Raw genomic sequence first — 25,799 nt, 5'->3', positions numbered from 1 at the left:
CTTGAAAAAGGTTGGGTTTAGGAAGAGTTAAATGGTACTGTACATATTTAAACAACTGCTTTCGACAGTTCCTCTTTCAGTCTGGATGCTACGATTTTCTCCTCACCCGGTTTAAGCATCCAGGTAGTAATGGTCAGTGAATTGTTTTCACCAGGCATTACTTCAATAGAGGGATTGCCTTTCCGCAAGCTTTCCTGTAATGTTTTCACAGGCAGGCTTACTTTGGCGGCATCCCACGACACTTTCAATGTCGGGGTGTGGTTGCCCAATTCCGGGACCGTTACTTCGGTTACTACCCCTTTCACACTTTTTACTGCATTCTCGATGGTCGCTACCCGGTCTTCCCAGATTTTCCACTCTTTTTTGTGATCCATCTTCACGAAATTGTCGAGTGCGACATACATGCCGAGGATCTCTTCTTTATTTACCTTCATACCGCGACCGATCGTCGAGCCACGGGGAGGCATGCTGAGGCGGGCGGCATCGATATACTGCTTTTTGCCCATCAGGATACCCGCACTTTGCGGTCCGCGCATCGCTTTCCCGCCTGATACGCACACGAGGTCGAAGCCCAGGTCGTTGAAACGCCAGAGATTCTCAACCGGTGGTACGTCGGCAGCCATGTCGATCATCGTAGGTATGCCGTTCTTTTTGGCGATTTCGATCCACTGCTCATGCTTGATCAGCCCCTTGTCCGACTGGATATGAAGAAACCACATCAATGCAGTCTTTTCATTGATGGCCTTCTGCAACTCTTCCGCCGTTTCAACCTGCACGATTTTACAGCCGGTGTTGGTCAATGCGTGTGAATAGCCGATGTTGTGACCCTTTTGAATGATCACTTCCGATTTCATCCCCGTACCTTCCAAATGCGGCAATGCTTCGACCTTCTTCTGGTCCATGCCCGTAAGCACACCCGCGAGCCCAAGCGTGAGTGCGGAGAAGCACCCAGCTGTCACCACCGCTGATTCGGCATGGGTAATGGCAGCGATTTTCTCGCCTACCTTGGTCTGGACTTCATCGAGCATCATAAACTCCTTCGCCGCGCCCTGGATTGTCGCCACCACATCGTCCTGCATGAGCGAGCCGGTCATCATTGTGTAGGTACCCGCTGCATTAATAAAAGTACGAATGCCCAGTTCTTTGGCGAGGTTACGCGCCGGCGCCTTGGCCAGGAGGCCCGCAGCCTCGGCAGCGCCATTGCCCAGGAACCCGCCCAGGAGGGGAACTGTGGACAGATGCTTGATTAAATCTCTACGGTTTATCATAAGGTTAAGGACTGGATAGATTTGGTTAAAGGCCTGACAAAAAGGTTTAGACAGTATGCAGAGAGAAGATGCTTTTTATGGGGCTTAATACTCTGTTTTGTGGGATTATTTTTTTGATAATCAAAAATTTTAAAAATAAACTTTGGTCAATACCCTTTGTTGATACCTTTTTATTCCGATTGAGTGGTTTTTCAAAGTGCCTTCCGATGAAAATGTTCCGGAAGGCACTTCGTTTTCCATCAGAATCGTTAGTTTTTGTCCCACCAGAGCGGAGTCGCCGCATTGTCGGGACCGCCGAGTAATTTGGTTGCTGCCTCTACCGCAGCTCCGTTGTTTTGTTTTTCCTGCAACAGGAATGGGATACGCCTTACTACCGCTGTGGTCGGAACGTCGGTGTTGACCGAGTTGACCACCGGATAGAGTTTAGGCATTCTTGTACGGCGGAATTCCGCCCAAGCTTCGATACCGTCGGGGTACAGTGCCAGCCACTTCTGCGTAGCAATCTGCTCTCTCTGGATCGCTTCTGTTGCGCCCCATTTTACCGGAATGTTGGAAAGCGCGGCGGATTGTTGCTGGTCGCCGGGGGCCACAGGTGTTTTGGTGCTGTTAATATAAGTAGTAACCGCCGCTCCGGTAATGCCCCAGCCTTCCATCGAAGCCTGGATACCTTTTTCATAAAACGACTGTGCCGTTCCGCTACCCACATTCCAGCCATTCAATGCCGCTTCCGCCAGCAGGAAGTAGGCCTCGGCAGTATGCATTACGTCTTGCTTTACAGCCAGCTGGCGGTCCCACGCCGAGCCGCCGCCGGTGTTGCGGATCCAGCGCTCGCCGATGTTGGAGTTGTTGTCGTTGCTGTTCGCGGCAACGGCTAGTTCTGTGGGACCCAGGCCATTGCGTATGCCTTCATAGGTTTTGGTAAGAAATGCAGGCTGGAAGTAGATGCCGATGCGAGGGTCGTCATAACCTTTCAGTACCGATTCCATAGCCGCGCTCATCCGGAACTCGCCCCATCCGGAGATGGTCGCAAGGCCATTATTGTCGCCACCGAGTAGGCTTTTTGCCATATAGGCGTTGTCTGCAACGTCGGTCAGGAGGCCTCCCGCAATCGCGGCTTCGGCTTCTGTTTTAGCTTTGGCAGGATTTACCTTCGAGATGCGCAGGGCCAGGCGTAAGCGCAACGTATTCGCGAATTTGATCCATTTATTCACGTCACCACCATAGACGATATCGTAGGTGCCGTACGGTTTGTCAGTTGTTTTGCCTTTAAGCAATGCAGTCGCCTCGGTCAGACGTTTGAAAAAGTCGTTGTAGATTTCTTCCTGCGAATCATATTTGATCGGTGTCGCATCCTTGCCGGCTTCAGAATAGGGGATAGGACCATAATAATCGGTTACCCTGTGGAATGCAAACACCCACCAGATATTCGCCAGTGCATATTGCGATGTGGATTTATCCAGTTTTCCAAACAGGATTTGCAGTTGCGGTACCACCTGGGTATAAACCGGGTTCCAATGGTTGTCGATCCATGTCGGGTGCATGAAGTAGCGGTCCGACTGGAAGTTCGGCGTGGTAGTTGCGAAATATTGCGCATACAAATCCGCGAACAAGTTCTGGGCCGTCTGGTATGTACCTGCGGAATAAGATGACTGCTGCTGGGCCCGGGAGAACAGGTAAGGAAGTTCCGCATCCGTGATGGTGGTGAGCGCCGTACGACTGGTATTCAGCTCGTCGAAATCGCCCGTACAGCCGGCCACGACCATCGCTGATCCGGCGAGTACGCCCAATGTGGTTGCTCTGATATATTTATTCAATGCTAATTTCATGTTATGGTATTTTAAGAGGCTGTCTAATTAGAATCCAACTTTCAAATTCAAACCAACAGTACGTGTTGAAGGGAGGGCTCCATATTCAGATCCCTGGAAGTTACCTGCGCCCAGGTTTACATCCGGATCGAATGGAAGTTTACGTTTTGCAAGACCTGGAATATCCATTTTGGCATAACCGCGATAGATGAAGAACAGGTTGCGAGCAGTAAGCGAAAGGCGCAGCGACTTGATGAACAGGCCCGGAGGGGTTGGGATGTTGTAGCCGAGTGTCGCTTCTCTCAGGCGGAAGTTGGTGGTAGAGTAGGTAAAGAACTCTCCCCAGGTATAGCGGCCCTGCGAAACGGTTTGCCAGAAAGTCTGCGCGTCGATTGCCACATTGTTTTGCTCACCGGTTTCGGTTACCGCCGGTAATACCCATCCACCCTGGCGGTGTGCTTCGGTATAATCTGCGGTACCGTCGTAAGCCAGGTTACCATCGGTTCCGGAGGTCATTACACCGCCCACACGACCATCCACCAGGAAGCTCAGTACAAAGTTTTTGTATGAGAAAGAGTTGTTAAGACCGATGGTGAACTTAGGGTTGAAGTTACCTACGATGTTGTCGAATGCAGTTGCAACGGGAAGTCCTTTCGCATTCACGATGTAGTTACCGTTTGCATCCTTTTTCCAGCCGAATGCCTGCAAATCGCCATATGAGCCGCCTTCACGCACAATGGCCGTGGTGGTACGGGTGTTTCCGCCCAGGTTAGCTGTTTTGATGGTTTCGTGAAGCTTTACAATCTTGTTCACGTTGCGCGCGAAGTTCAGCGTAGCGTCCCAGGTCAGCGCTTTGCCTTTCAATGGAGAGGCGGTCAAAGAGATCTCGAAACCTTTGTTGTTGATCTTACCTGCATTAATAAACTGGTTCTGGAAGCCGGTTGGTGTTGCTTGCGGCAATGTAAGCAACTGGTTCACGGTGTTGGTATTGTAATAAGTAAAATCCAATCCCAATTTTCCGGAGAACAGGCGCAAATCAAGACCTAATTCTGTCGAAGAAGAAATCTCCGGTTTCAGGTTCGCGGCCGGACGCGTCGTGTTGCGGTTGATATAACCGCCGCCGTTACCCCCCTGCGTGAATGTGTACGTTTGCAGCAAACGGTAAGGATCGGTATCGTTACCCACCTGTGCCCACGATCCGCGCAGCTTCGCGAAGCTGATTACTTCCGGCAACTTCAATGCTTCGGAAAGGATCACATTACCGCCAAAAGAGAAATAAGCGTAAGAGTAGGGTTTAGGCAATGTCGAAGACCAGTCGTTGCGGACAGAACCGTCGATGGTAATGAAGTCGCGGTACGACAACGATGCCGTTCCGAATACATATTGCAGTTCTTTCTGACTGAATGCAGTTACCTGGGTTAATGCGGCTGCAAACGATAGGTCGAAGAAATTAGGAACTGTAAGGCCCGTTGTCGTTCCGCCTATTTGGGAATATTTCTGATAAGTCTGGCCGGCACCGAAGTTGTAGGTCAAATGTAGGTCTTTACCCAGATTATTGTTACCCGAAACGATCACATCCATGTTGCGTTCGGTAGTTTCGGCGGTCCAGTCGGCGTATGAGCCGCCAGATCCTGCAAAGAGCAGCGTATTGTTATAAAATCCGCGATTCACGCGATCGGCATACCAATCGTAGCTGATACGTCCTTGTACATTCAGCCAGTCCGTCAGTTCATATTTGACGGAGCCCAGTGAAATCACGCGGTTGCGTTTTTCCGAATCAAACGTCCGGTTGATCGTCCAATAAGGGTTCATATAAATGCCCGAACTTGCCCAATAGGTAGGCTTACCCGCCGCGTCCTCGAAAGTTTTGTATTGGTTCAAATCCACGCTGCGCGGGACTTTGTACAAGTTCATAGTCACAGAGCTCTCTTCGCCCGAACGCGGTTTGTTCTGGATATCGGAGTTGATATAGGTGATTTTGGCATCGGCCGAGAGGCGCTTGGTAATCTGCGTATTCAGGCGAAGGTTAAAGGTATGCCGCATGAGCTTGTTGTTCGGCAGGATACCCTGGTTATAATTATTGGTATACGAAAGGTATGTCTGGATTTTTTCAGAACCAGCCGAGACGCCGATAGAGTTATTGGTCGAAACTGCTTTGCGGTAAAAATCCTTGATATTATCCGGAAACGTCTGCATAGCGGGTCCCCAGCTCTGGCTGGAATTGGTACTTTCCTTGCCTCCGCTTCCCTGTCCGTAAGTATTTTGAAGTTTAGGAAGCAGGAATGGGGATTCGACCACAACACCGGAATTGATATCGGCTGATACCTTGCCCGCTTTTCCTTTTTTAGTAGTGATCATGATCACGCCGTTTGCCGCACGGCTACCGTACAATGCGGAGGCTGCGGCGCCTTTCAGGATGTTCATGGACTCGATATCGTCCGGGTTAATGTTGGCTGCACCATCGCTGCCGTTGATCCCGCCAAAATCGCTCGTTACCTGGCTGCGGGCAGTATTGTCGATGGGGACGCCGTCTACCACGAACAGTGCATTGTTGTTGCCGGCAATAGAGCGGTTACCACGAAGTACGACGCGCGTCGCCGAACCAGGGCCCGACGAGCCTTGCGTAATCACTGCACCGGCCACTTTACCGGAGAGCGTGTTCACGAAGTTTGCATCGCGCACATCCGTAAGCTTTTTACCGTCAATTTGCTGGGTCGCGTACGTGAGCGTCTTTGCGTTGCGCTCGATACCCAATGCGGTTACCACCACTTCGCCGAGTTGTTTCACGTCCTCTGCCAACGTAACGTCGATAGTAGTTTTGCTGCCCACGGCGATTTCCTGCGACACATAACCAATCGATGAAAACACCAGTACGGCGTTTTCGTCAGGGACATTGATCGAATAGGTACCGTCGGCACCTGTTGTGGTGCCCTGGGTGGTCCCTTTCACAAGGATATTCGTGCCGGGAATGCCTGCACCTGCATTATCTTTTACAGTCCCCTTGATTTCCTTGGCCAGGTTCACAGCTGCCGCAGGCTGGGTCATCTGGCTGGTAGCCTTTTCCTGCTTGGTGCTGATCACGATGTTATTCTCAACCTGAGTATAACCCAGTCCGGTACCGTTCAAAATGGTTTCAAGCACCTCTTTTACCGGCTTTTTCTCGGCATGGATAGAAATCTTCCGTTTCTTATCGATGCGTTCGATGCTGGTGATAAACTTGAAATCACTCTTTTTCTCGATCGCAATAAAGGCACTTTGAAGTGTCACATCTTTCAGATCGAGCGAAATTTTTACTTCTTCGATGCCCTGAATGGATCGTGAGGCAGAAGCAAAGAGCGGTTGTACGAACATCAAACATGCCATCATCAAGGCCAAGCCTTGCCTGAGCGCTGTTCCTGTGTTCAGGTGGGTGTCTGGTAACTTTTTTCGCATACTGTTTTGAGTAGGTTGAGGTTAAATGGATTTGAGGGATTCAATTATTATTTCAACTTCATAATAATTCATAGTCAAAACACCTTACCCGCAGCGCGCGGCATACGGCTGCAAGGATTCTGTCAGGGATGCTCGAAAGTAGGATGGAACGGGGCGCCTAATGGCATGTGCCTCCTGTGATGGTAACAACGTCTCTGCCGATCACATAATCAAAAGAATTGGACATACTCAGCAATTTTAGCACATCATTCAATGATGCATTGGAATTGAAACTGGCCATTACCCGGCATTTGCCAATGTTGCTTTTAAATACAATCTTTTTCCCGAAGCGCTCCTGCAATGCCTGCATCACTTCGTCGTAAGTATTGTCCCTGAAAACAAGCTGGCCAAGGTGCCATGGTGCAATGTTTGCGACGCTAACGATATTAATATACGTTTCGTCTTTTTTTGTATTAATCACGAGTTCCTGCTCGGGGGTCAGTTGCGTAATCCGGACCGGTTCGCCTTCCTCGATTTCCTTGCTAACCTCTACTTTCCCGGTCGCAACCGACACCGACGCAGTCTCGTCCCCATTATAGGCCTTTACATCAAACGACGTCCCCAAAACACGGGTCGAAATCTTTTCACTCTTCACAATAAATGGTTTCTCGGGATTGGGTACCACTTCGAAAAACGCTTCTCCCTGCAGATAAACCTGCCTTTCGTCCCCGTCAAATGTTTTTGGGTATTCGAGTTTACTGTTTTTGTTGAGCCAAACCTGCGTCCCGTCGGACAGCTCGACGCTTACGATCTCTTTTGAGCCGCTTGTTTTGGTTTCCATGGCAACGCGGGTAGTATTATGCCCTTCATGCTGCCGGTTCACCCATAAATAACCCAGCCCCGTTGCCAGCAAAATCCCCGCGGCGGCCATCCACGAGCTGATCTTGAAATACCGTGGCCGCTCCCCGACTTCTTCTTCGAACAGGCTTTCCTGCTCCGCCATCTTCGCGTGCAGCTTCGAAAGTCCGCTGTCCAGGTTGAATGCCGGATCGCTTTCCGGTTCCTTTTCCTGCTTCCATGCCGCTTCTATCTGCCGGAATCGCAGCAGGTTATCGTATTCTTCAAGCCACCATTCCATAGCCAGTTTTTCTTCCGGGCTGCATTCGCCAGCCAGATACTTGGCGATAAGGGGCCATGGTGTGTGATCGGACATCAAATTCAGAGCTTTCTAACGTTAGGACAAAGAAAAAATGGGCATACCCCCATCCTTCCAGAATTTTTTTTAAATCTGATAAGTTTTTTGCAGAAGTTTTAGCTGCTTAATGGCCTTGCCCATTTGGTTTTCTACTGTTTTGGCGGAAAGGGAGAGGATTTCGGCGATTTCGTTGTAGGTGAAGCCCTCGAAGCGGTTGAGCTGGAAGATCGCCTTTCTTTTTTGCGGGAGATAATTAATGAGGTCGGTAATGCGTGTTTCGAGCTCGTGGTACATCAGTTCGTCGTCCGGGCCGGGCGTTTCTTCGATGATATCGTCGCTGAGCTCTTCCATAATGTGTTTTTCCTGCTTCATGTAATTGATGCAGGTATGCCGGGTGGCGGTAAAGAGATAGGAGCGGACGTTCTTTTCGACGGTCAGGCTATCACGTTTTTCCCAGATCCTGAAAAAGACATCGGCTACGATTTCTTCTGCGAGATCCTTGCGGTTGTTGAGGTAAGTGGCAAAACGGCATAACGAGTAATAGTACTTCCGGAAGAGGCAATCCAGCGCGCGGTTATCTCCTTGCTTGATCAGGGAAATAAGAAGCAAATCATCCTGGCCGTTCATCATAAACTGTGGCTAAATTGGGTATCAGGTAATTCCAAAACTTTATTCAATGACCTATCGGGGCGTCCGGAGTGATCGGCTATTATTACCTTATTTAGAATCTGTACAAATCAATTTTTGTGCCAGACATCAAAATAGTAATATTTTCTTTGGTGTATTTTAAATAATAACGAAGAATAGCATTAGGATTTCTAAAATTAAAAAAGTTGATAGAAAATAAGCGCCAATCGCTGAAAAATTTATTCAATATTGTTTTTTCAGCCACTGGCGCCCATTTTTGAAAGACGCGATATCGAAGAGGAAACTAGTTGAGGAACAGTTGCTTCACGCACACAGGTGTAGGCGCGCTGATCTCTTTCCCGGTATAAGTCAATTGGCCCGTGGCGGCGTCGCGCTTGAAGAACACGGCATTGTCATTGTCGCGGTTGGTCACGATCGCGAATTCGCCTTTCGCGTCGATGAGGAAATTACGCGGGTGCTTGCCATGCGTATCCGCGTGGCCGGCGACTGTCAGCTTGCCGGTTTTGGCATCCACGGCATAAATAGCGAGGCTTTCGTGGCCGCGGTTGGATGCATATAGGAACTTGCCGTCGGGTGAGAAATGGATATCGGCAGCGTAGCTTTTACCCGTAAAATCCGAAGGTAGCATGGTTACACGCTCAAACGGCACCAATGCGCCGCTCCCTTTCACGATCTTGAAAGAATTCACCACAGAGGCAAGTTCGCAGGCGGAATAGCCAAAGTTGCCGTTCGGGTGGATCGCAAAGTGGCGCGGGCCGTCTCCGGCTTTCACCTCCGCGTAAGGAACGGCGCCCGGGGTGAGTTTACCAGTCTTTGGATCAACGGCATACACCATGATCTTGTCGATGCCGAGGTCCGACGCATAAATATATTTGCCGTCCGCTGAAGGAATAATGGAGTGCATATGCGGCTTTTGATCGGGGCGGCCTTTGTCCTGAATGGTGTCGGCCAATGCGCCGATGCTGCCGTCCTGGTTCAGTTTGTACACGGCCAGGTCACCACTTCCATAGTTGGATAAATAAATGAAACGGCCCTTTGGATCAACACTGACGTGGCAGGGGCCGCGTCCTTGCGCGGGCTGGGTGTTCAACGCGGTAAGTTTGCCGGAAGTCTGGTCGATAGCGTAGGCCGAAACGGTGCTGTTACCCTCGTTGGCCGCATAAAGATATTTTTTGTTGGGGTGGAATTCGAGGAATGACGGACTGGTTTTGCTCGTCAGTACCTGCAATTCCTTGAAAGAGTAATTGCTGCGGTCGAATTCATACACATAAATGCCCTCGCCTTTCTGCGTATAGGTACCGAGGTACAGTATTTCCTTTTGGGGTTTCTGCGCAAAAGCTGTCATAGCCGACAATAAAAGGATGAATGAAAGAATGGTTCGTTTCATGATAAGTCTTTGAGAATTGTAACAGGTTGTTATTCAAATATTAACGTGCCGAATTTTTGAAATTCGTGGAAGCTGCCGCCGGTTTTCTGCCACGAATAATAGGCAGTTTCGCCATCATAGTCAATGCGGTAGAAGTTGCCGCGCCATTTTTCGCCCGGCTTGGGCGCTGTGTTGGCGATCGGGTTCATTAATGCGAACGGGATGAAGAATTCGGCTTTCCAGCCTTCCACGGCCGCCATGCTTTTCTTTTGTCCACCCTGTGCGCTGGTTTCGTGCTGCACGCGGTTGCGCTCGTTGTAATGCCAGGGTTTCCAGCCTTGTGCGCGGCCTTTGATGTTAGGGACGAGGATCGCGAGCTCGTAGTTCAGTGGGGAAACTTCATATTCCAGGTAAATAGGCACCGAGGTGTCGGGCCAGAGAAACACTTCCACCACATCCTCTTTGAATAATGCGCCGAAATCTTCCATAATGGTCGAGGTCAACTTCTGATCGGTGCAGTCGAAGAGGAAATACATGCCCTTGTCGGAGTAGAGGATTTTGACACGGGTGGGAAACTGCTTGCCGGGCGCAGGCTGATTGGGGCCTTTCTGGACGGTGAGGTTAAACCACTGCGCGGCGGACCAGTTAGAGGCGGTCCCTTCGCCATTTACTTTGAAGTCTGTCGTTTTCTTAACCGTCAGGGAAGAGTCGGGAACGGTGCTTGCAGCGTGTCCCCGGTACATGAGGCCGCACGCGAGCAGTCCCATGAGAACAATTTTTTTCAACATTCAATAAAAAGGGTTAGGATTGGGAAAACTGGTTCAGGTATGGTCAAGTGTGTTCATTTGCAGTCAGATGGGCCGACACTTATCCGGCGATGCAGGCATTCCGGCGCAGCAGGCGACGATTTTTTTTCTTGCTGGCAATTTCAAGAGGTTTTTACATTTTACCAAATCATTATTTTTGTAGTGTCAATTATTGATGAAATCTTTCGACAGGAAAGAAGATAGGGTAGCGGAATATTTTAATAATTTAGGTCGTACGTTTAAAAATTGAAACCATTTAACAGAACACTGTCATGATACGCGAAAGTGGAGAACTGGCCTTTGCTGACACCAGCGAGGCGATTTTAGAACCAGCTGTTTTCCCTGACTACCAAGGGAGCACAAAAAATACCCGTGTGGTAGCGCAAGATCCTTACGGAGATGATGACGACGAAGATGAGGACTTTGATGAGGATATCGACGATGAAAAAGTTATCGACGAGTATGATGAAGATATAGACGATCGCGAAGTAGTTATCGAGGACGGAGACGAGCTCCTCAGAAGACTGGACGACTTCGATGACGACGACGACGATTTCTGATAATCGTTTGAGAATTAAGACCTGCCCCTGGATCATTTCCAGGGGCTTTTTTATGCATGGGTTATGAGTATTGAAATGAAGGTTGTGCCTTATTCACCTAAATTGTTTAATTCCTCACCTTTTCTAAATCCATGCGTTCAACCGAATCCAATGTTACCCAAAGCATTACACAGGTAATCGCTGCTTCTTCATTAGGTACTTTAATTGAGTGGTATGACTTCTACATTTTCGGGAGCCTCGCGGTTATCATCGGCCAGCAGCTTTTTCCGAGCGACGCCGGAGCCTCGGCACTGATCAACACACTGGCGATCTTCGCCGCAGGATTTATTGTACGCCCCTTTGGCGCATTAGTGTTTGGTCGTCTGGGCGACTTAATTGGACGTAAATATACCTTCTTGCTGACGCTCGTACTCATGGGTGGTTCCACGTTCCTCATCGGCCTTATTCCTTCCTATTCGAGCATTGGCTATGCGGCACCTATTCTGGTGCTGATCCTCCGCCTTGTGCAGGGGCTCGCGCTCGGGGGTGAGTACGGGGGCGCGGCCACCTACGTAGCCGAGCACGCGCCCGTGGGCAGACGCGGCTTTTTTACGAGCTGGATCCAGACAACCGCGACATTGGGATTATTCCTTTCCCTGGGCGTGATTGTGCTCACGAAAAACATCCTGGGCGCTAAAAACTTCGCCGACTGGGGCTGGCGCATTCCCTTCCTGGTATCGATCCTGCTCGTGGTCGTGTCGATTTATATCCGGATGAAGATGCATGAGTCGCCTGTTTTCTCGAAACTCAAAGCCGAAGGAAAGGTCTCCGCTAACCCTTTGAAAGAAAGTTTTCAGAAGAAGGCAAATTTCAAGATGGTGCTGGTAGCATTGTTTGGCGCAACCATGGGACAGGGAGTTGTTTGGTATACCGGCCAATTTTATGCCCAGTCTTTTCTTGAAAATACCTGTAAGCTTGACTTCAACGAATCGCGGTACATCCTGCTCTGGGCCATCGTTTTCGCGACGCCGTTTTTTGTGATTTTCGGTTCATGGAGCGATAAGGTAGGGCGCAAATGGATCATGCTGACAGGGATGCTGCTTGGCGTGATTTGCTACCGCCCCATTTACCAATACTTCCTCGATACTACGAAGGTGAAGGAAATGCAGAAAACCATGCTCCTGAGCGAATCGGAGCCGGTTGTGGAGCGCGGACTGGTGCCGGGCAAAGCCGATTCACTCATTACGACCACCGTTACCAAAACGCTGACAAACGGCATGACTTTCAAAGAATCGAAAGTTGAAATTATCACGGAAGATGTGCTGGCGGAGGTCCCTGCTGTGCAAACGGTGATCAAGGATGTGACATTGTCGCAGAGCTCCTATATCATGGTCATCTTACTGGTGTTCTTCCAGGTGGTGCTTGTAACGATGGTTTACGGCCCCATTGCCGCATTTCTTGTGGAGCTCTTCCCGACGCAGATCCGGTACACGTCGATGTCGTTGCCTTACCACATCGGGAATGGTGTTTTTGGCGGATTGGTACCTTTTATCGCTACATTGATCGCCTCGTTCCAGGGATCCACGCCACTTTCCGGACTTTGGTACCCCATCGGTATCGCTGCATTGTCATTTATCATCGGGGCCGTTTACATCGACAACCGGCGCGGCGACAATGTAATGGATTGAGTATTTCGGAAACAGCATTTGACATTTAAATAATCAATAGAAAATGAGTGGTTTAAAGAAAATATTGGGTCTTCTCTGGATCGTATTGGGTCCGGTTATCATCATATTCCTTTTCATGCAGGCAGCCGACAAAATCGCTGCGGCAACCGAAGGCATTGCCCGCACGAACACGACACTGCAATGGGCGATCATTATCCTGATTTTCATTCCCATCTGCACCGGTCTGGTGATCTTCGGCTACTACGCCTGGAAGGGCGAGTACGATCATTTGCCGGAGAGTTCGGAGGAGTTGTGATTTTGAATGAGCCTATGAGGAATTTTGAATGATTGAATGACTGAATAATTTGTTTTGTTAGGTAAGTATAGATAATGCCTATATTGGAGGCCGGGTTTTGGCTACGTCCACTTTAAAATATTCACTCATTCAATCATTCAATCATTCAATCATTCATCATTCAGTCCTTCATCATGCAAACTGACATCTTCATTCTCTCCGCTTCCCGCACGCCAATTGGCAGTTTTGGTGGAACCCTTTCTTCGATTCATGCCGCAAAACTTGGTGCTACCGCGATTCAGGGCGCATTAGCGAAATCGGGTGTTGAGCCGGCTTCGGTTGATGAGGTGCTGATGGGCAATGTGGTTTCCGCTAATCTTGGCCAGGCGCCTGCGCGGCAGGCTGCTATTTACGCCGGGTTGCCCGTGTCGGTGATCTGCACGACTGTCAATAAGGTTTGTGCTTCCGGTATGAAAGCGACGGCGCTCGGCGCGCAGGCCATTCAGCTGGGTGATGCAGGCATTATAGTGGCCGGCGGAATGGAGAATATGTCCCAAATCCCTTATTATTTACCCAAAGGTCGGAATGGCTATGGTTATGGACATGGCGAGGTTATCGACGGGCTCCTGAAAGACGGGCTTACCGATGTATACGACCAGATGGGAATGGGGGTATGCGGGGATAAAACTGCTTTGAAATACAACATTTCACGGGAAGCGCAGGATGCGTTCGCGATCCGGTCCTACCAACGTTCGGCCGAGGCGACGGCCAATGGGTCATTTACTGGTGAGATCGTGCCGGTTGAAATCGTATCTGTTAAAGGCGAGGCAACGATCGTAAGTGAGGACGAAGAATACAAACGCGTCAAATTCGACAAGATCCCTACGCTAAAACCGGTGTTTTCCAAAGACGGGACTGTAACTGCCGCCAATGCTTCGACCATCAACGACGGCGGAGCGGCATTGGTACTGGCAGGCAGCGCTGCGGTGAATGCACAAAACCTCAAACCCATTGCCCGTATTGTCGCCTATGCCGACGCGGAGCAGGAGCCGGCCTGGTTCACGACCACTCCTGTATTGGCAACTGAAAAGGTCTTGAAAAAAGCGGGTTTGAAAATTTCGGATATCGACTACTTTGAAGTGAACGAGGCATTTGCCGTAGTGGCATTGGCCTACATCCAGGCGCTTGACCTCGATATAGAAAAGGTGAATGTCTTCGGAGGAGCAGTATCGCTTGGGCACCCGCTGGGAGCGTCCGGCGCGCGCATTATTACGACATTGCTTTCTGTTTTGGAAAAAAACAAGGGCAAATACGGACTAGCTGCCATTTGTAACGGTGGCGGTGGGGCTTCTGCTATGATCGTCGAAAGATTGTAACGATCAGCGGATCAGTACTTTGAGGCGATTGTAGAACCCGGTGCTTTTGAAAGTGAAGGTTTTGTGCAGAATGTAGTTGCTGATAAAGCTGAAACCCATCCCGATCACGTAGCAAACCATTTCGGTCACATTCACTTCTTTTTTAGCGAAAGAGAACTTCACTTTGTAAACCTCCATGCCGAGGTAGTCGACGAGGAACTTCGATGATCCGATGGTGAATGCCCAGGTAATGAAAAGTGAAACCATCGATACCATCAGGAATTTTACCATCTCGCGGCGTGTCTGGTTGCTGCGGCGTGCGTCGAATGCAAATAGTTTGGTGAGCGTGAAACCCCAGAAAAAACCGATGATGTAGGAAGGAACAATGGAATCGCTCCAAGAGATATTAAACCAGTCCTGAATGAGACTGCTGGAAACTAACTGGATCAATGCACCGGTACCCGCGACAAGAAAATAGGCAATGATATCTTTGGGATTGAAGATCTTGTTCTGCTTGATTTGGGTCACTGGTGTGTTAGTTTGTTTGGAACTGCGAACCTGAATGAGGCCCCAATATTAGAAAGAAAATGATCTGGAAACAAAACAGGGCCGTCGATTTTGAGTAAATGGGTGAGCAGGGGTTATGTGCCCATTTTATGCAGACGGTGGCGCCAGCCTTGAATTTATTCCCAAATTCTTTTACTTTGATCCCCGTCTCAGCGTCGGTCCGAGACATAACTTCTAACAGGATTATCAGTGAAAAAACTTTACATATGGTCTGTAATGGCAGTATTTGCCGCACTGGCCTTTTCCTGCTCAGCCGCATTGCAGCGCCGCTACGACCAGCGCCACGGCATTTCGTCTTCTTCATCCACATCTTCGACCGACCGTTCTTCGCGCGCCCCGGACGCTGGCAGGAATGCCGAAACCTCCGACGCGAATTACCGCAAGGATTATGATCGGGTAGCCGACAATGGCAGTAGCACAGGGGCTACCGCATCGCCGGCGGGTGGCAATGCGGATTACAACCAGCGGCTGCTCAATCAGTACGCCGACATGGACAAACTGGCGGAGGTGGTTTTGTATGAATTGGATAACCTCGAGAACAGGTACAACAACCTGCTTAACGAGTATAAAAATGCAAAATCGTCGTCACGGCAGGTAATGGCCATGGAGCTCGACAAGATCAGCGACGACCGGCTAATGCTTTACAAAGCTTACACCAGCATTTATCGCAACGGCAAATCCGACTGGGCGAATGTAAAACGGGACGTCGACAACACGCTTCGCGAGTACCGGAAGAAAAACTGATTACCAGCCAGCCCCTTTTGTATTGGTTTTGATGCGGCAAACGTAACCGTCGACGGTCATATACAGGGTAGAACCGTCGTTGCCCCAGGCACAATTGGAGGTTAGTTCGCCCATTTCGATGCGGCCGAGCAGCTTCCCGGCAGGACTGATAATGAGCATTCCGCCGGGGCCTGACGACCACAGATTGCCGTCTTTATCAATTTTGAGGCCGTCGGGCAGGCCGGCCATGCCGCGCTTACCCATGGGCGTAGCGTCGTAAATGAGTTTTCCCTTACCCGCATTACCGTTTGCATCGAGCGGATAGGCCATCCAGATCGACTTTTCGGGATCGGATTGCGCCACGTACAAGGTCTTGCCATCCGGGGAGAATGCCAGGCCGTTCGGGCGGCTGAGGTCGCTGACTTGCATCGTTACCTGGCCATCCTTATGAATGCGGTACACGCCGAACTGCGGTATTTCCCGGGTCGGGTCTTCGTGTTTCTTCATCAGGCCATAAGGCGGATCGGTGAAGTAGTAATCGCCGTTGCTATGCTGTACGATATCATTAGGGCTGTTGAAACGCTTGCCATCAAACTTGTCGGCTAATGTAATTTTCCCGCCGACATTCAATGGCATCGCGGAAATGCGGCGATCGCCGTGCTCGCAGGAAACGAGACGCCCTTTGTTGTCAATGATAAGGCCGTTACTGCCCGGCTCATCGCTGTAAATGCCCCGGCCGGTGTAACCCGAAGGTTCCAGAAATACCGAAAGCCCTTCTTTTTCGTCCCATTTATATACCTTATTCTTCGGTACATCCGAAAACAGCAGGTAACCGCCTTCTTTTACCCACACCGGCCCTTCCGACCAGTCGAATCCTGATGCCAGCACTTCAATTTTAGCGTCTTTGGATAGCAATTTTTCGAATGCAGGATCTTCATAGACAATCTTGCCCATGGTAGGGTAGGATTTTTGCGCCATAACAGTACAGGTCAGAAGGACGATCAGACAGGTGGAAATAATACCGGATTTCATAGGGAATGCGTTAGCAGTACCGACATCGATTTAGCATTAAAGAACCGGTATGGGGCTTACCTACTGCTCTGCGACGCGTTGTACGTTGCGCTCGGGCGCGAGTATGACGCTCGAATGCGGCGATAACCGGTTTGCAGTCAACCTGGTGATGTGCGATGGATCAGTGGAGAAAAGCACTTCGGTCAATAGCGATTTGTCTTCCGGTATTTGAAATGCTATTTCCGAATCTCCAAGATTATGCAGGATCATGAGCGGGCGGGTGGCGTGCGGGAGAAAATAGCCCAACAGCCGGTCATCGCCCAGTTGCACGGGTTGGATATGCGGGGCCAGGATCTGGTGCAGCGCCGGTTCGTTTTTACGCAGGGATATGAGGCTTCTATAATGATTGAAAACAGAAGCGGGATCGCCTGTCTGTTGCGAAAGAGGCGCCACTGTTTTCGGAGTGGTGAATTCCGGCGCGATCCAATTGGTCACTTGCGGATCGTCTGGATCGGTAGTCCAGAGGAAAGGCTCACGGATATGCGGATCGGGTTTCTGGCCTAGCATTCCTATTTCTTCGCCATAATATAGGTACGGTTGTCCCGGCAGCGTGAGCAAAATGCTGGCCGCGAGTTTGATCTTTTCAATATTTCCCTCAACAACGCTTCCGATCCGCTCCTGGTCGTGATTGGTGAGCATGATTGCGTTTACGAACAGCGGATTGAATTGTCGAAACAATTGGAAACTGGCCTGTAACTTGTCGATAATCTGCTCGTCCCGCCCAGCGACCAGCATACGCTGGAGCGCAAAGCTGAGATCGAAATGAAAAGTAGCATTCAGACTGCGGAAATAGGGGGCTACTTCCTCGGTATCGGCCCATACTTCGCCTACGGTAAATGCGCTTGGCTTGGCCTCCCCGACGATTTTGGAAAAAAAATCCCAAAAAGTAACGCTCTCCGCATTGTCCCAGGCAGGATAAATGTGGCGCGCGGCATCGAGGCGGAACCCGTCGACACCGACATCATTCAGCCAGAAGCGGACAATTTTGGCGATTTCTTCCCGCAATGCCTCCGAATGGAAGTTGAGATCAGGCATGCCTTTGTAAAACAGGCCATAATACTTTTCGTCGTCGCCGGGGTTTTCATGCCACGGGTATACGATCTGAGAATCATCCGAAGTTTCCCGTTCGGAAATACCCAGGTGGTCAATCTGCTCTTCGGTCATCCACCAGTAAAACTGCCGGTAGGGATTCTCCTTGCTTTTGCGCGCCTCCCTGAACCACGGATGTAGGGTGCTGGTGTGGTTGATGATCAGATCGAGGTAAATGGCAATGCCGCGCTCATGTGCGCCGGTGAGCAGGCGCCTGAAATCGTCCATCGTTCCATATTCGGGCTCGATGGCGTAATAATCGGTCACGTCGTATTTATGATAGCTCGGTGAAGGATGGATCGGTGTCAGCCAGATTGCCTCAATGCCCAGGTCGGCCAGGTAATCGAGTTTGGCGATAATGCCATTCAGGTCGCCGATACCGTCGCCATTAGAGTCGCAGAAAGAACGGACGAATATCTCATAACAAACTTTCGGGATACTGGCTGACTTGTCTGCGAACATAGCGGGGCATTATTGAAAATGCGGTTTCAACAACCGGTAAACAACCTGGACGGGAAGGCCCATGATCGTGTAGAACGACCCTTCGATTTTCTCTATCCCGACCATCCCGATCCATTCCTGAATACCGTAAGAGCCAGCCTTATCGAAGGGCTTGTACTGCTCAATATAGTGGTTGATTTCCCAATCTTCCAAGTCGCGGAAGTAAACTTCTGCCACATCGGACGTGGTTTCGATGGTATCGTCCGATAGCAAACTCACCGCCGTAACGACCTTATGGCTTCTGCCTGAGAGGATTTTGATCATTCGGAATGCTTCGGCGGCATCCGTGGGCTTGCCTAAAATGTGATGGTCGGCAATGACCACTGTATCTGCTGTCAATACCATTGAATCCGGGCGGATGCCACGGAACTGCTCGGCTTTTTCCCGTGAAATATAGCCGGCGACCTCTTCGGCGGGAAGGTCGGGGGGGTAACTTTCATCGGTTGGAAGCACTTCGACCGTGAATGCGAAGCCCGCGTCGTGGAGTAATTGTTTTCTTCTGGGTGAGTTGGAGGCGAGGATCAGCGATTTTTTTAAGTCGATCATGTCAGGTGGTTGTCACTGGGAGTCAGGTGGGGTCAGGTTTTGATAAGTATGGTCAGGTAGTATTAACTATTGTATGGATTTTTTGTATTGATAATCAGGCTGTTATATCTATTTTTTAAAAATCTGTAAAATATTTTTCCCATGACTGAACTATTCTCGCACTAATAGATGTTTCTACATTAAATGTACATACATCATTTGTTGCATTTAACGCGATTAGTTATGTCTATTGAAACTGATATTAAGCAGAAAAAATTTCGGAGCCCCTTCCAAAAGTTGGCATTAAACTTGATGTATACCACCAAGTGGCTCGAATATAAGCAGCTTGAATCTTTCAAAGAATACGACATTACACCGCAGCAATACAATGTGCTAAGGATTCTGAGGGGACAGCAGGGCAACCCGATCAAGGTGAGCGACATTACCGAGCGCATGCTCGACAAGAGTTCCAACACATCCAGGCTCGTTGACAAGCTGTTGGCGAAGAACCTGGCCAAGCGGACGTCCTGTGAAAGCGACCGCCGCGCTGTGGATGTGGTAATTACCGAAGAAGGACTCGAATTGCTGAAAGTGCTCGATCCGTTTATCGAAGATTGGGAAAACCGGTTCAATATTATTTCCGAAGAAGAGGCCGAGCAGATCAGTGCATTGCTCGACAAGCTGCGGGAAAACGAAAATCAAGCTTAAACACAATTAACACAAATCAATAAATCAATTTAATTTTTAATCAAAACTACAATGAAATCAGTTAAATTTTTTGTCGCATCTCTTGCAGTAGCATTGTTTGTATCTTCTTCTGTTTCAGCAGACAATGGTAAAAAAGCTACTAACCTGAAAGTGAATCCTGCTAAAAGCGAGCTGACCTGGTTGGGTAAAAAAGTTACCGGCGAGCACACAGGTAAAATTACCTTGAAAGAAGGAACGATCGTTTTGGATGGCGCTAAACTGACCGGCGGTAAATTCGTTGCCGACCTGAACAGCATCACTTGTACTGACCTTACCGACAAAGAATACAATGGCAAACTGATCGGTCACTTGAAATCAGATGATTTCTTTGGCGTTGAAAAATACCCAACTGCCACTTTCGTAGTGACAAAAGCTACTCCAAAAGCAACCGGCGTTTACGATGTGACTGGTGACCTTACTATCAAAGGCATTACCAAACCTGTTACTTTCCCTGTAACTGTGAAAACTACTGCTGCTGGTGCAGAAGCTACTGGTAAACTGGTTGTTGACCGTTCGAAATACGACATCAAATACAACTCGAAGTCATTCTTCGATAACCTGGGCGACAAAATGATCCACGACGATTTCTCTATCGACGTGAAACTGGTTGCTGCAAAATAATTACCCGCAGGCGGTTGCCTGGTATCAGCCGTCTGCATTTGTATGACCTGAATGTTAAAAGAACCTGTCTTTTTAGGCAGGTTTTTTTTGGTTATGGGTTGAAATCGCGGTATTTCGGGAAATCGTCCATGAAGTGGATCTGCCCGTTCACGGCCTGGAAGCAATAATGCGCCATGCCATTGGTAACTGCCAGGTATTGAGGTTGCAAGGTGAAATTATACCGGCTGATCTGCGCGAATGTGGCGTCGGTTACACCTACGAACGGCGCTTTACATTCCACCAGCAGGAACGGCAATGCATTGTTGGAAAGCACCATAATATCCGTGCGTTTGGAAAGCGTATTGTATTGTAAGCCAGTCTCTACCGCGAACAATGATTTGGGATAACCATAATGCGTAATAAGCAAATGAATGAAATGCTGGCGTACCCATTCCTCCGGTGTGAGGGTAACGAATTTCCTGCGGATAATGTCGAAAATATGCGGTTTCCCGTTAACCTGCTTAACTTTGTAAGCAAACCCGGGAAGGTTCAATGATTCCATAAACGAAGATAATGAACCCCGGGTTGCCTCGCCAACAAACCTGCTGAATTCATGACCACCAAAGAACAGATCGTCGAAAACTGGCTGCCGCGTTACACGGGCACGCCTGTGGAGGAGTTTGGAAACTACATTCTCCTGACCAACTTCGGAAACTATGTCACCATGTTCGCCGAGAAGTTCGGGGTGGAAGTACGGGGCCAGGGCCGCGCCATGCAAACCGCGACCGCGAAGGACATTACGATCATTAATTTCGGGATGGGTAGCCCCATGGCGGCAACTGTAATGGACTTGCTGTCTGCTATTAACCCAAAAGCTGTCCTGTTTTTAGGTAAATGCGGCGGGTTGAAGAAAACGCAGGTCGGAGATCTGATCCTCCCGATTGCCGCTATCCGCGGCGAAGGTACCAGCGACGACTATATGCCGCCGGAGATTCCCGCGTTACCGTCATTCCGCTTGCAAAGTACTGTTTCGGCCGCGATCAAAAAGCATAAACTCGACTACTGGACCGGCACCGTTTACACCACCAACCGCCGTATCTGGGAACACGACGCTAGTTTCAAGGAATACTTGCAGGCCGTCCGCGCGATGGCGATCGACATGGAAACCGCAACCATATTCATTGTGGGCTTCGCCAACTCCATTCCGCACGGTGCATTGCTGCTTGTTTCGGATAACCCGCTAGTGCCCGAAGGTGTGAAAACCGAGGAAAGCGATAAAAAGGTGACGGCGAGTTACGTAAAACAACATCTGGATATCGGTATCGAAGCATTGACGGAACTCGCACGTTCGGGCGAGTCCGTGAAGCATTTACGTTTCGAGAACTGACAACTGTCATCATCGCGGCGGGAACCTGTTGACGCCCGTTGGAGGTTTAATCTCCGGCGGCCCGCAGTTTTCCGCCGGTTATTTTTATGGAACATCAGACCTTATACGAGCGCATTGGCGGCGACGCCGCACTCCGGCAACTCACCGATAAATTTTACGACCAGGTTTTCGAGCATGAGCTCATCTCCCGGCTTTTCAAAACTGACAAAGACCTCATTAAAGAAAAACAGCGTCTCTTTTTGACTCAATTTCTGGGCGGTCCGCAGCTTTACTCGGAGGTTTATGGCCACCCGATGATGCGTGCCCGTCATATGCCCCACACCATTACCGAAGACGATGCCGTCGCCTGGCTGCAATGCATGGCCAGCGCTGTGGAGTCGCTCTCTTTACCCGAAGAGCTAAAAAACGAACTATTTGACCGCTTTCCGCGGACAGCGTTTTTTATGGTGAATACTTAGGAAAAGTCTATTCTACAATACGTTACCATTTTGATATTCTGACGTCTAAATGGTGTTCCGTTCCGCGGAACATTGTATTTTAGTAAACAGAATATCCATGAGGGTTTTCGTGAAAGGCACGCTACGAGAGTTTTGGGAGAAATATCCTGATTCAGAGGAACATCTTATGAATTGGTATGAGGTTGCAATGAGGGCTGACTGGCGATCGCCAGCGGAGGTAAAGCAAGTTTATTGTCATGCAAGCGTATTGAAGGATAGTCGCATGGTGTTTAATATTAAGGGTAACACTTATCGATTGGTTGTCAAATTCAACTTTGAAAAGCAACGCATTTTTATCCGGTTTATCGGAAGGCACCAAGAATATGATAAAATCGACGCAAATCTTATTTAACTATGTTGAAAGTCATTAAAACGAAAAAGGAGTTTGATGAGGCGTTGGAAAGATTTAACGACGTCTTTAATGCACCCATTGGTACACCGGAAAGTGATGAAGCAGACCTACTTGCTGATCTTATCGAAGCCTACGACAACGAACATTACCCGATAGAGATTCCCGAGAGAGTTGAGGCGGCTAAGATCGGGGCTGAAAAAGGCTGATTCATCGCCCCGCGTCATGCCAACCAAGAATTCCCTACCTTTGCGGCATGAATTTCAAAGAGCAATTGACACCATACCCTGTTCTGGAAAAAGTTGCCGGCGCCGCGAAGGAGCTGGGTGTGGAAGCATATATAATCGGTGGGTTCGTCAGGGACCTGATACTCAAACGGAGTAGCAAGGATATCGACATTGTTTCCATCGGCAGCGGTATTGCGCTGGCCGAAATGGTGGCTGGTAGGCTCGGGCCGGATGTTTTTGTAAGTGTTTTTAAAAACTTTGGCACTGCTCAGATCCGCCAGGGCGATCTGGAAATAGAATTTGTAGGTGCCCGGAAAGAATCCTACCGCTCCGAATCCCGTAAGCCGGCAGTCGAAGACGGCACACTGGCCGACGACCAGAACCGCCGCGATTTTACCATCAATGCGATGGGGATCAGCCTCAATGCCGGTACATTCGGCGAGTTGATCGACCCGTTCGAGGGGATGAGTGACCTTCGTAAAAAGATTATCCGTACCCCGCTCGATCCCGAGATCACATTTTCGGACGATCCTTTGCGCATGATGCGCGCGATCCGCTTTGCCAGCCAGCTCAACTTCGATATCGAGCCCGATACGTTCGATGCGATCGTCAAAATGAAAGACCGCATCAACATTGTATCGATGGAACGGATTTCTGATGAACTAAACAAGATCATTCTTTCCAAAACTCCTTCCTACGGTTTCAAACTCCTCTACCACGCCGGGCTACTGGCCATTATTTTTCCTGAATTGGTGGAGTTGCAGGGTGTGGAGCATATTGAAGGTAAGGGACATAAGGATAATTTTTATCATACGCTGCAGGTACTCGACAATGTCTGCCAGGTCTCCGACGACCTCTGGTTGCGCTGGGCAGCTATTCTGCACGATATTGCGAAGCCGGCTACCAAAAGATTTGACAAACGCAATGGCTGGTCGTTTCACAACCATGAAGAGGTAGGCGCCCGGATGGTACCGGTGATTTTCCGCCGCATGAAACTGCCGCTGAATGAAAAAATGCGTTTCGTGAAGAAGCTGGTCAGGCTGCATTTACGTCCTATCGTGCTTTCCAAAGAGGAGATTACCGATTCCGCCATGCGCCGCCTGCTTGTGGAAGCGGGAGAGGACATCGAGGCGCTGATGAACCTGTGCCGCGCGGATATTACTTCCAAAAATCCGGAAAAGGTGAGGCGTTTCATCAGCAATTTCGACCTGGTAGAACAAAAGCTCAAAGACCTGGAAGAACGCGACAAGCTTCGCAATTTCCAGCCCGTGATTACGGGTGAAATGATCATGGAGGCGTTCGGGTTGAAGCCTGCGCGTGAGGTGGGGATTATCAAAGAAGCGGTGCGCGAGGCAATCCTGGAAGGGATTGTACCTAATGAGTATGAACCTGCTTTCGCATTCATGATTGCGGAGGGCGAAAAAATGGGCCTCTCCCGCGTGTAAGGCACATTTTTTATACCAACCGCACCAATGCCAATGCATATTTGATATTTTTGCGAACTTTTAATCTCCTCATAGACACATTTCATGGAAAACGCTCAGTTTAAACGTTTTTTCGGCTCTTTGCTCACCATTTTAGGCATCGCGGTATTGCTGTTTGCATGCGTAGCGTTTTTGTCAGACAAACCCGTACTTGGCCTCACAGTCTCCAAATGGGAGTCGATTGTGCCGTTTTTGGTGGGAACGGTATTTCTCTTAACCGGTGTAAACCTGGTGAAAGGTTGAGCACCCCCGGGCTAAGCGCCCCTGGCTAGGCGCCCCCGGCTAAGCGCCCCTGGCTAGGCGCCCCCGGCTAGGCGTCCCTTACGAGTGCTGCACCAACCATGCATTCCAGGCATTGCTTTGGCGTGCAATAGTTGTTAAACCATTCGATCAATGCCTGCGAATCCGCCGCGGTTTTTACGCGCATACCCAGCGACGCCCACTCGCGGGTGATCCGGTTGTCTTCCGCGGGCATTTGCGAAAGCCAGTAAATAGCCTTGTCGAGTAGTTCCGGTTGCTGCCTATGCTTCGAATAGGCAACCAGGAGCGGCACCGCAGCATTGACGATCAGCAAATGGGCGGCGTCGGTACCCAGCACAGGAACCTGAGCCCTCGCTTTTTTTTCCAACATGTAATGCTCCTGCCAGTAGGCGGATTGCTCGACCCGGAATAGCTCCCGTATTTCATCGAAATGCTCCGAAACAATAAACCGGTTCAGAAGGCCACCGGTATTGCACAGTAACTTTGCGAACTGCGCCAGCCGGACGGTTGGGAATCCGGCGGGACGTAACCGTGCGTATTTCCACTCGTGTGCGTGCATTGTTTCATCCTGTAACTTGTATTTGGCGCTGAGAAAGCGGAATTCCTGTTGCAGCTGGCGCACGTATATTTCCTCCGAATTTTCAGAAATTAGCCCGGAGCACCCAAACAGCAGCGCTTCAACCTGAATGAGGCGGTCGGTATGCTTGCGAATGATTTTCCAGGGAACAACTTCGGTAAGTCGCTGAAACGGCGCATCATTCAATTTGAATCCGAAATGCCTGCCGAGCCACTGATAGGCTGTTTGTTCCCAGTCCTGCTGATTTGCTTCCAGCAGGCGCTGAATTTCCAGGGCTTTACGTTCCAGCCTTTCGAGCAATACCCTGTCCAGCATGGCATACTTGCGGATTTGTTCCACATCTCCAAACTGGCGATTGCAGGGAACAGTGTCTTTTTCATCCAGCAGGCAGCGGTACCTTTCGATAACGGAAGCTTTCACCAGGCCGTTTAGCGATAATGTCGGCACGGCTGTCCCGTCGCGCCGCATGGCCGGATGATCATTTTCCCAGACTACATGAAGGATCACGCAGTCGTAAGCACCGTTCTGTTCGTGTTCGTGGAGACGCCAGTCCGATGCTTTGACGTGTATTTCGATACTCCCAACCCAGAGTACGCCGTTGATGACGACACGGGCCTCAGAAAAATCAGGCCCTGCGTCGGTATTTCTTTGACCGGGTCGGATAATGGAGAGCGGCAAATGCTCGTCGGTTGCCAGCCCTTTCTTTTCGAAATACTGGAAGCGCCAGATAAAACTCAGTAAATCTTCATTCATACACACAGCGTATTTAAAAATTTGGCGATTAAGGCGCATATTTCTTTGCCTAAACCTGATTAGTTTCTGTTCTTTGTACGCTGTTT

The 25,799-nt window shown here is 49.6% G+C and carries 26 protein-coding genes; 13 read left to right on the top strand and 13 right to left on the bottom strand.

From position 1 onward, the window contains the following. Positions 1-47: 47 nt before the first annotated feature. The 7 genes from J7619_RS04410 to J7619_RS04380 form a co-directional block, all read right to left on the bottom strand. The gene (locus tag J7619_RS04410; protein ID WP_291194608.1) at positions 48-1,268 is read right to left on the bottom strand and encodes an aminotransferase class V-fold PLP-dependent enzyme; all 1,221 of its coding nucleotides are present in this window, start codon (positions 1,266-1,268) and stop codon (positions 48-50) included. A 248-nt stretch (positions 1,269-1,516) separates the two neighbouring features. Then, positions 1,517-3,094, bottom strand: coding sequence for a SusD/RagB family nutrient-binding outer membrane lipoprotein (locus tag J7619_RS04405; RefSeq protein WP_291194605.1), 1,578 nt, complete (start codon positions 3,092-3,094; stop codon positions 1,517-1,519). A gap of 27 nt (positions 3,095-3,121) precedes the next feature. Beyond that, the gene (locus J7619_RS04400) at positions 3,122-6,505 is read right to left on the bottom strand and encodes a SusC/RagA family TonB-linked outer membrane protein (protein ID WP_291194602.1); all 3,384 of its coding nucleotides are present in this window, start codon (positions 6,503-6,505) and stop codon (positions 3,122-3,124) included. Between the two features lie 157 nt (positions 6,506-6,662). Continuing rightward, positions 6,663-7,697 carry a FecR family protein gene (locus tag J7619_RS04395; protein WP_291194599.1) on the bottom strand — a complete coding sequence of 345 codons (1,035 nt, stop codon included), beginning with the start codon at positions 7,695-7,697 and terminating at the stop codon, positions 6,663-6,665. Between the two features lie 69 nt (positions 7,698-7,766). Then, positions 7,767-8,309: an RNA polymerase sigma factor gene (locus J7619_RS04390; RefSeq protein ID WP_291194596.1), complete on the bottom strand. Its 543-nt coding sequence runs from the start codon at positions 8,307-8,309 to the stop codon at positions 7,767-7,769. 301 nt (positions 8,310-8,610) lie between these two features. Next, positions 8,611-9,714 (bottom strand): lactonase family protein, encoded by a 1,104-nt coding sequence (locus tag J7619_RS04385; protein WP_291194593.1) that lies wholly within the window; start codon positions 9,712-9,714, stop codon positions 8,611-8,613. A gap of 29 nt (positions 9,715-9,743) precedes the next feature. Next, a complete protein-coding gene (locus J7619_RS04380; RefSeq protein WP_291194590.1) occupies positions 9,744-10,481 on the bottom strand; it encodes a carbohydrate-binding family 9-like protein in 738 nt (245 codons plus the stop codon). Positions 10,482-10,873: 392 nt separating this feature from the next. Between J7619_RS04380 and J7619_RS04375 the strand changes: the two genes are divergently transcribed. The 4 genes from J7619_RS04375 (at position 10,874) to J7619_RS04360 (ending at position 14,376) form a co-directional block, all read left to right on the top strand. Next, entirely contained in the window at positions 10,874-11,059 is a 186-nt protein-coding gene (locus tag J7619_RS04375; RefSeq protein ID WP_291194587.1) for a hypothetical protein, read from the top strand. Between the two features lie 131 nt (positions 11,060-11,190). After that, the gene (locus J7619_RS04370) at positions 11,191-12,726 is read left to right on the top strand and encodes an MFS transporter (protein ID WP_291194584.1); all 1,536 of its coding nucleotides are present in this window, start codon (positions 11,191-11,193) and stop codon (positions 12,724-12,726) included. 43 nt (positions 12,727-12,769) lie between these two features. Continuing rightward, positions 12,770-13,021, top strand: a complete 252-nt coding sequence (locus J7619_RS04365) for a DUF6814 family protein (RefSeq protein WP_291194581.1) — start codon at positions 12,770-12,772, stop codon at positions 13,019-13,021. 173 nt (positions 13,022-13,194) lie between these two features. Further along, positions 13,195-14,376 carry an acetyl-CoA C-acyltransferase gene (locus J7619_RS04360; RefSeq protein WP_291194578.1) on the top strand — a complete coding sequence of 394 codons (1,182 nt, stop codon included), beginning with the start codon at positions 13,195-13,197 and terminating at the stop codon, positions 14,374-14,376. Between the two features lie 3 nt (positions 14,377-14,379). On the opposite strand, the gene J7619_RS04355 is transcribed toward J7619_RS04360, so the two are convergent. After that, entirely contained in the window at positions 14,380-14,883 is a 504-nt protein-coding gene (locus J7619_RS04355; protein ID WP_291194575.1) for a GtrA family protein, read from the bottom strand. Between the two features lie 228 nt (positions 14,884-15,111). On the opposite strand from J7619_RS04355, the gene J7619_RS04350 reads away from it, so the two are divergent. Then, the gene (locus tag J7619_RS04350) at positions 15,112-15,666 is read left to right on the top strand and encodes a hypothetical protein (protein ID WP_291194572.1); all 555 of its coding nucleotides are present in this window, start codon (positions 15,112-15,114) and stop codon (positions 15,664-15,666) included. Here J7619_RS04350 and J7619_RS04345 read toward each other — a convergent pair whose 3' ends face one another. From J7619_RS04345 to J7619_RS04335, 3 genes are all read right to left on the bottom strand, one after another. Further along, on the bottom strand, positions 15,667-16,623 hold the full coding sequence (locus tag J7619_RS04345; protein WP_291196478.1) for an SMP-30/gluconolactonase/LRE family protein: 957 nt from the start codon (positions 16,621-16,623) through the stop codon (positions 15,667-15,669). 114 nt (positions 16,624-16,737) lie between these two features. Beyond that, positions 16,738-18,267 (bottom strand): alpha-amylase family glycosyl hydrolase, encoded by a 1,530-nt coding sequence (locus tag J7619_RS04340; protein WP_291194569.1) that lies wholly within the window; start codon positions 18,265-18,267, stop codon positions 16,738-16,740. A 9-nt stretch (positions 18,268-18,276) separates the two neighbouring features. Then, on the bottom strand, positions 18,277-18,852 hold the full coding sequence (locus tag J7619_RS04335; RefSeq protein WP_291194566.1) for a Maf family nucleotide pyrophosphatase: 576 nt from the start codon (positions 18,850-18,852) through the stop codon (positions 18,277-18,279). Between the two features lie 222 nt (positions 18,853-19,074). On the opposite strand from J7619_RS04335, the gene J7619_RS04330 reads away from it, so the two are divergent. Further along, positions 19,075-19,539, top strand: a complete 465-nt coding sequence (locus J7619_RS04330; protein ID WP_291194563.1) for a MarR family winged helix-turn-helix transcriptional regulator — start codon at positions 19,075-19,077, stop codon at positions 19,537-19,539. Between the two features lie 51 nt (positions 19,540-19,590). Then, complete coding sequence (locus J7619_RS04325) at positions 19,591-20,199, top strand: YceI family protein (protein ID WP_291194560.1); 609 nt, start codon at positions 19,591-19,593, stop codon at positions 20,197-20,199. A 91-nt stretch (positions 20,200-20,290) separates the two neighbouring features. Here the strand turns inward: J7619_RS04325 and J7619_RS04320 are convergent, their stop codons facing one another. Then, complete coding sequence (locus J7619_RS04320; protein ID WP_291194557.1) at positions 20,291-20,740, bottom strand: type I restriction enzyme HsdR N-terminal domain-containing protein; 450 nt, start codon at positions 20,738-20,740, stop codon at positions 20,291-20,293. A gap of 51 nt (positions 20,741-20,791) precedes the next feature. On the opposite strand from J7619_RS04320, the gene J7619_RS04315 reads away from it, so the two are divergent. The 6 genes from J7619_RS04315 to J7619_RS04290 all read left to right on the top strand — a co-directional run bounded on the left by J7619_RS04315 (position 20,792) and on the right by J7619_RS04290 (position 24,365). Next, positions 20,792-21,565 carry an AMP nucleosidase gene (locus J7619_RS04315; protein WP_291194554.1) on the top strand — a complete coding sequence of 258 codons (774 nt, stop codon included), beginning with the start codon at positions 20,792-20,794 and terminating at the stop codon, positions 21,563-21,565. Between the two features lie 86 nt (positions 21,566-21,651). Then, positions 21,652-22,023 carry a globin gene (locus J7619_RS04310; RefSeq protein WP_291194550.1) on the top strand — a complete coding sequence of 124 codons (372 nt, stop codon included), beginning with the start codon at positions 21,652-21,654 and terminating at the stop codon, positions 22,021-22,023. 49 nt (positions 22,024-22,072) lie between these two features. Then, positions 22,073-22,414, top strand: coding sequence for a type II toxin-antitoxin system HigB family toxin (locus tag J7619_RS04305; RefSeq protein WP_310589799.1), 342 nt, complete (start codon positions 22,073-22,075; stop codon positions 22,412-22,414). A 2-nt stretch (positions 22,415-22,416) separates the two neighbouring features. Then, positions 22,417-22,620, top strand: coding sequence for a transcriptional regulator (locus tag J7619_RS04300; RefSeq protein WP_291194544.1), 204 nt, complete (start codon positions 22,417-22,419; stop codon positions 22,618-22,620). Between the two features lie 47 nt (positions 22,621-22,667). Continuing rightward, positions 22,668-24,083 carry a CCA tRNA nucleotidyltransferase gene (locus J7619_RS04295; protein WP_291194541.1) on the top strand — a complete coding sequence of 472 codons (1,416 nt, stop codon included), beginning with the start codon at positions 22,668-22,670 and terminating at the stop codon, positions 24,081-24,083. Between the two features lie 84 nt (positions 24,084-24,167). Next, entirely contained in the window at positions 24,168-24,365 is a 198-nt protein-coding gene (locus J7619_RS04290) for a hypothetical protein (protein ID WP_015811882.1), read from the top strand. Positions 24,366-24,432: 67 nt separating this feature from the next. Here J7619_RS04290 and J7619_RS04285 read toward each other — a convergent pair whose 3' ends face one another. Further along, positions 24,433-25,713: a DUF2851 family protein gene (locus tag J7619_RS04285; protein ID WP_291194537.1), complete on the bottom strand. Its 1,281-nt coding sequence runs from the start codon at positions 25,711-25,713 to the stop codon at positions 24,433-24,435. Positions 25,714-25,799 lie beyond the last annotated feature (86 nt).

Source organism: Dyadobacter sp. (assembly GCF_017744695.1).
Taxonomy (GTDB): Bacteria; Bacteroidota; Bacteroidia; order Cytophagales; family Spirosomataceae; genus Dyadobacter.
Note: the sequence above shows the minus strand (reverse complement) of the source record. Positions and strands in the feature narration are given on the sequence as shown.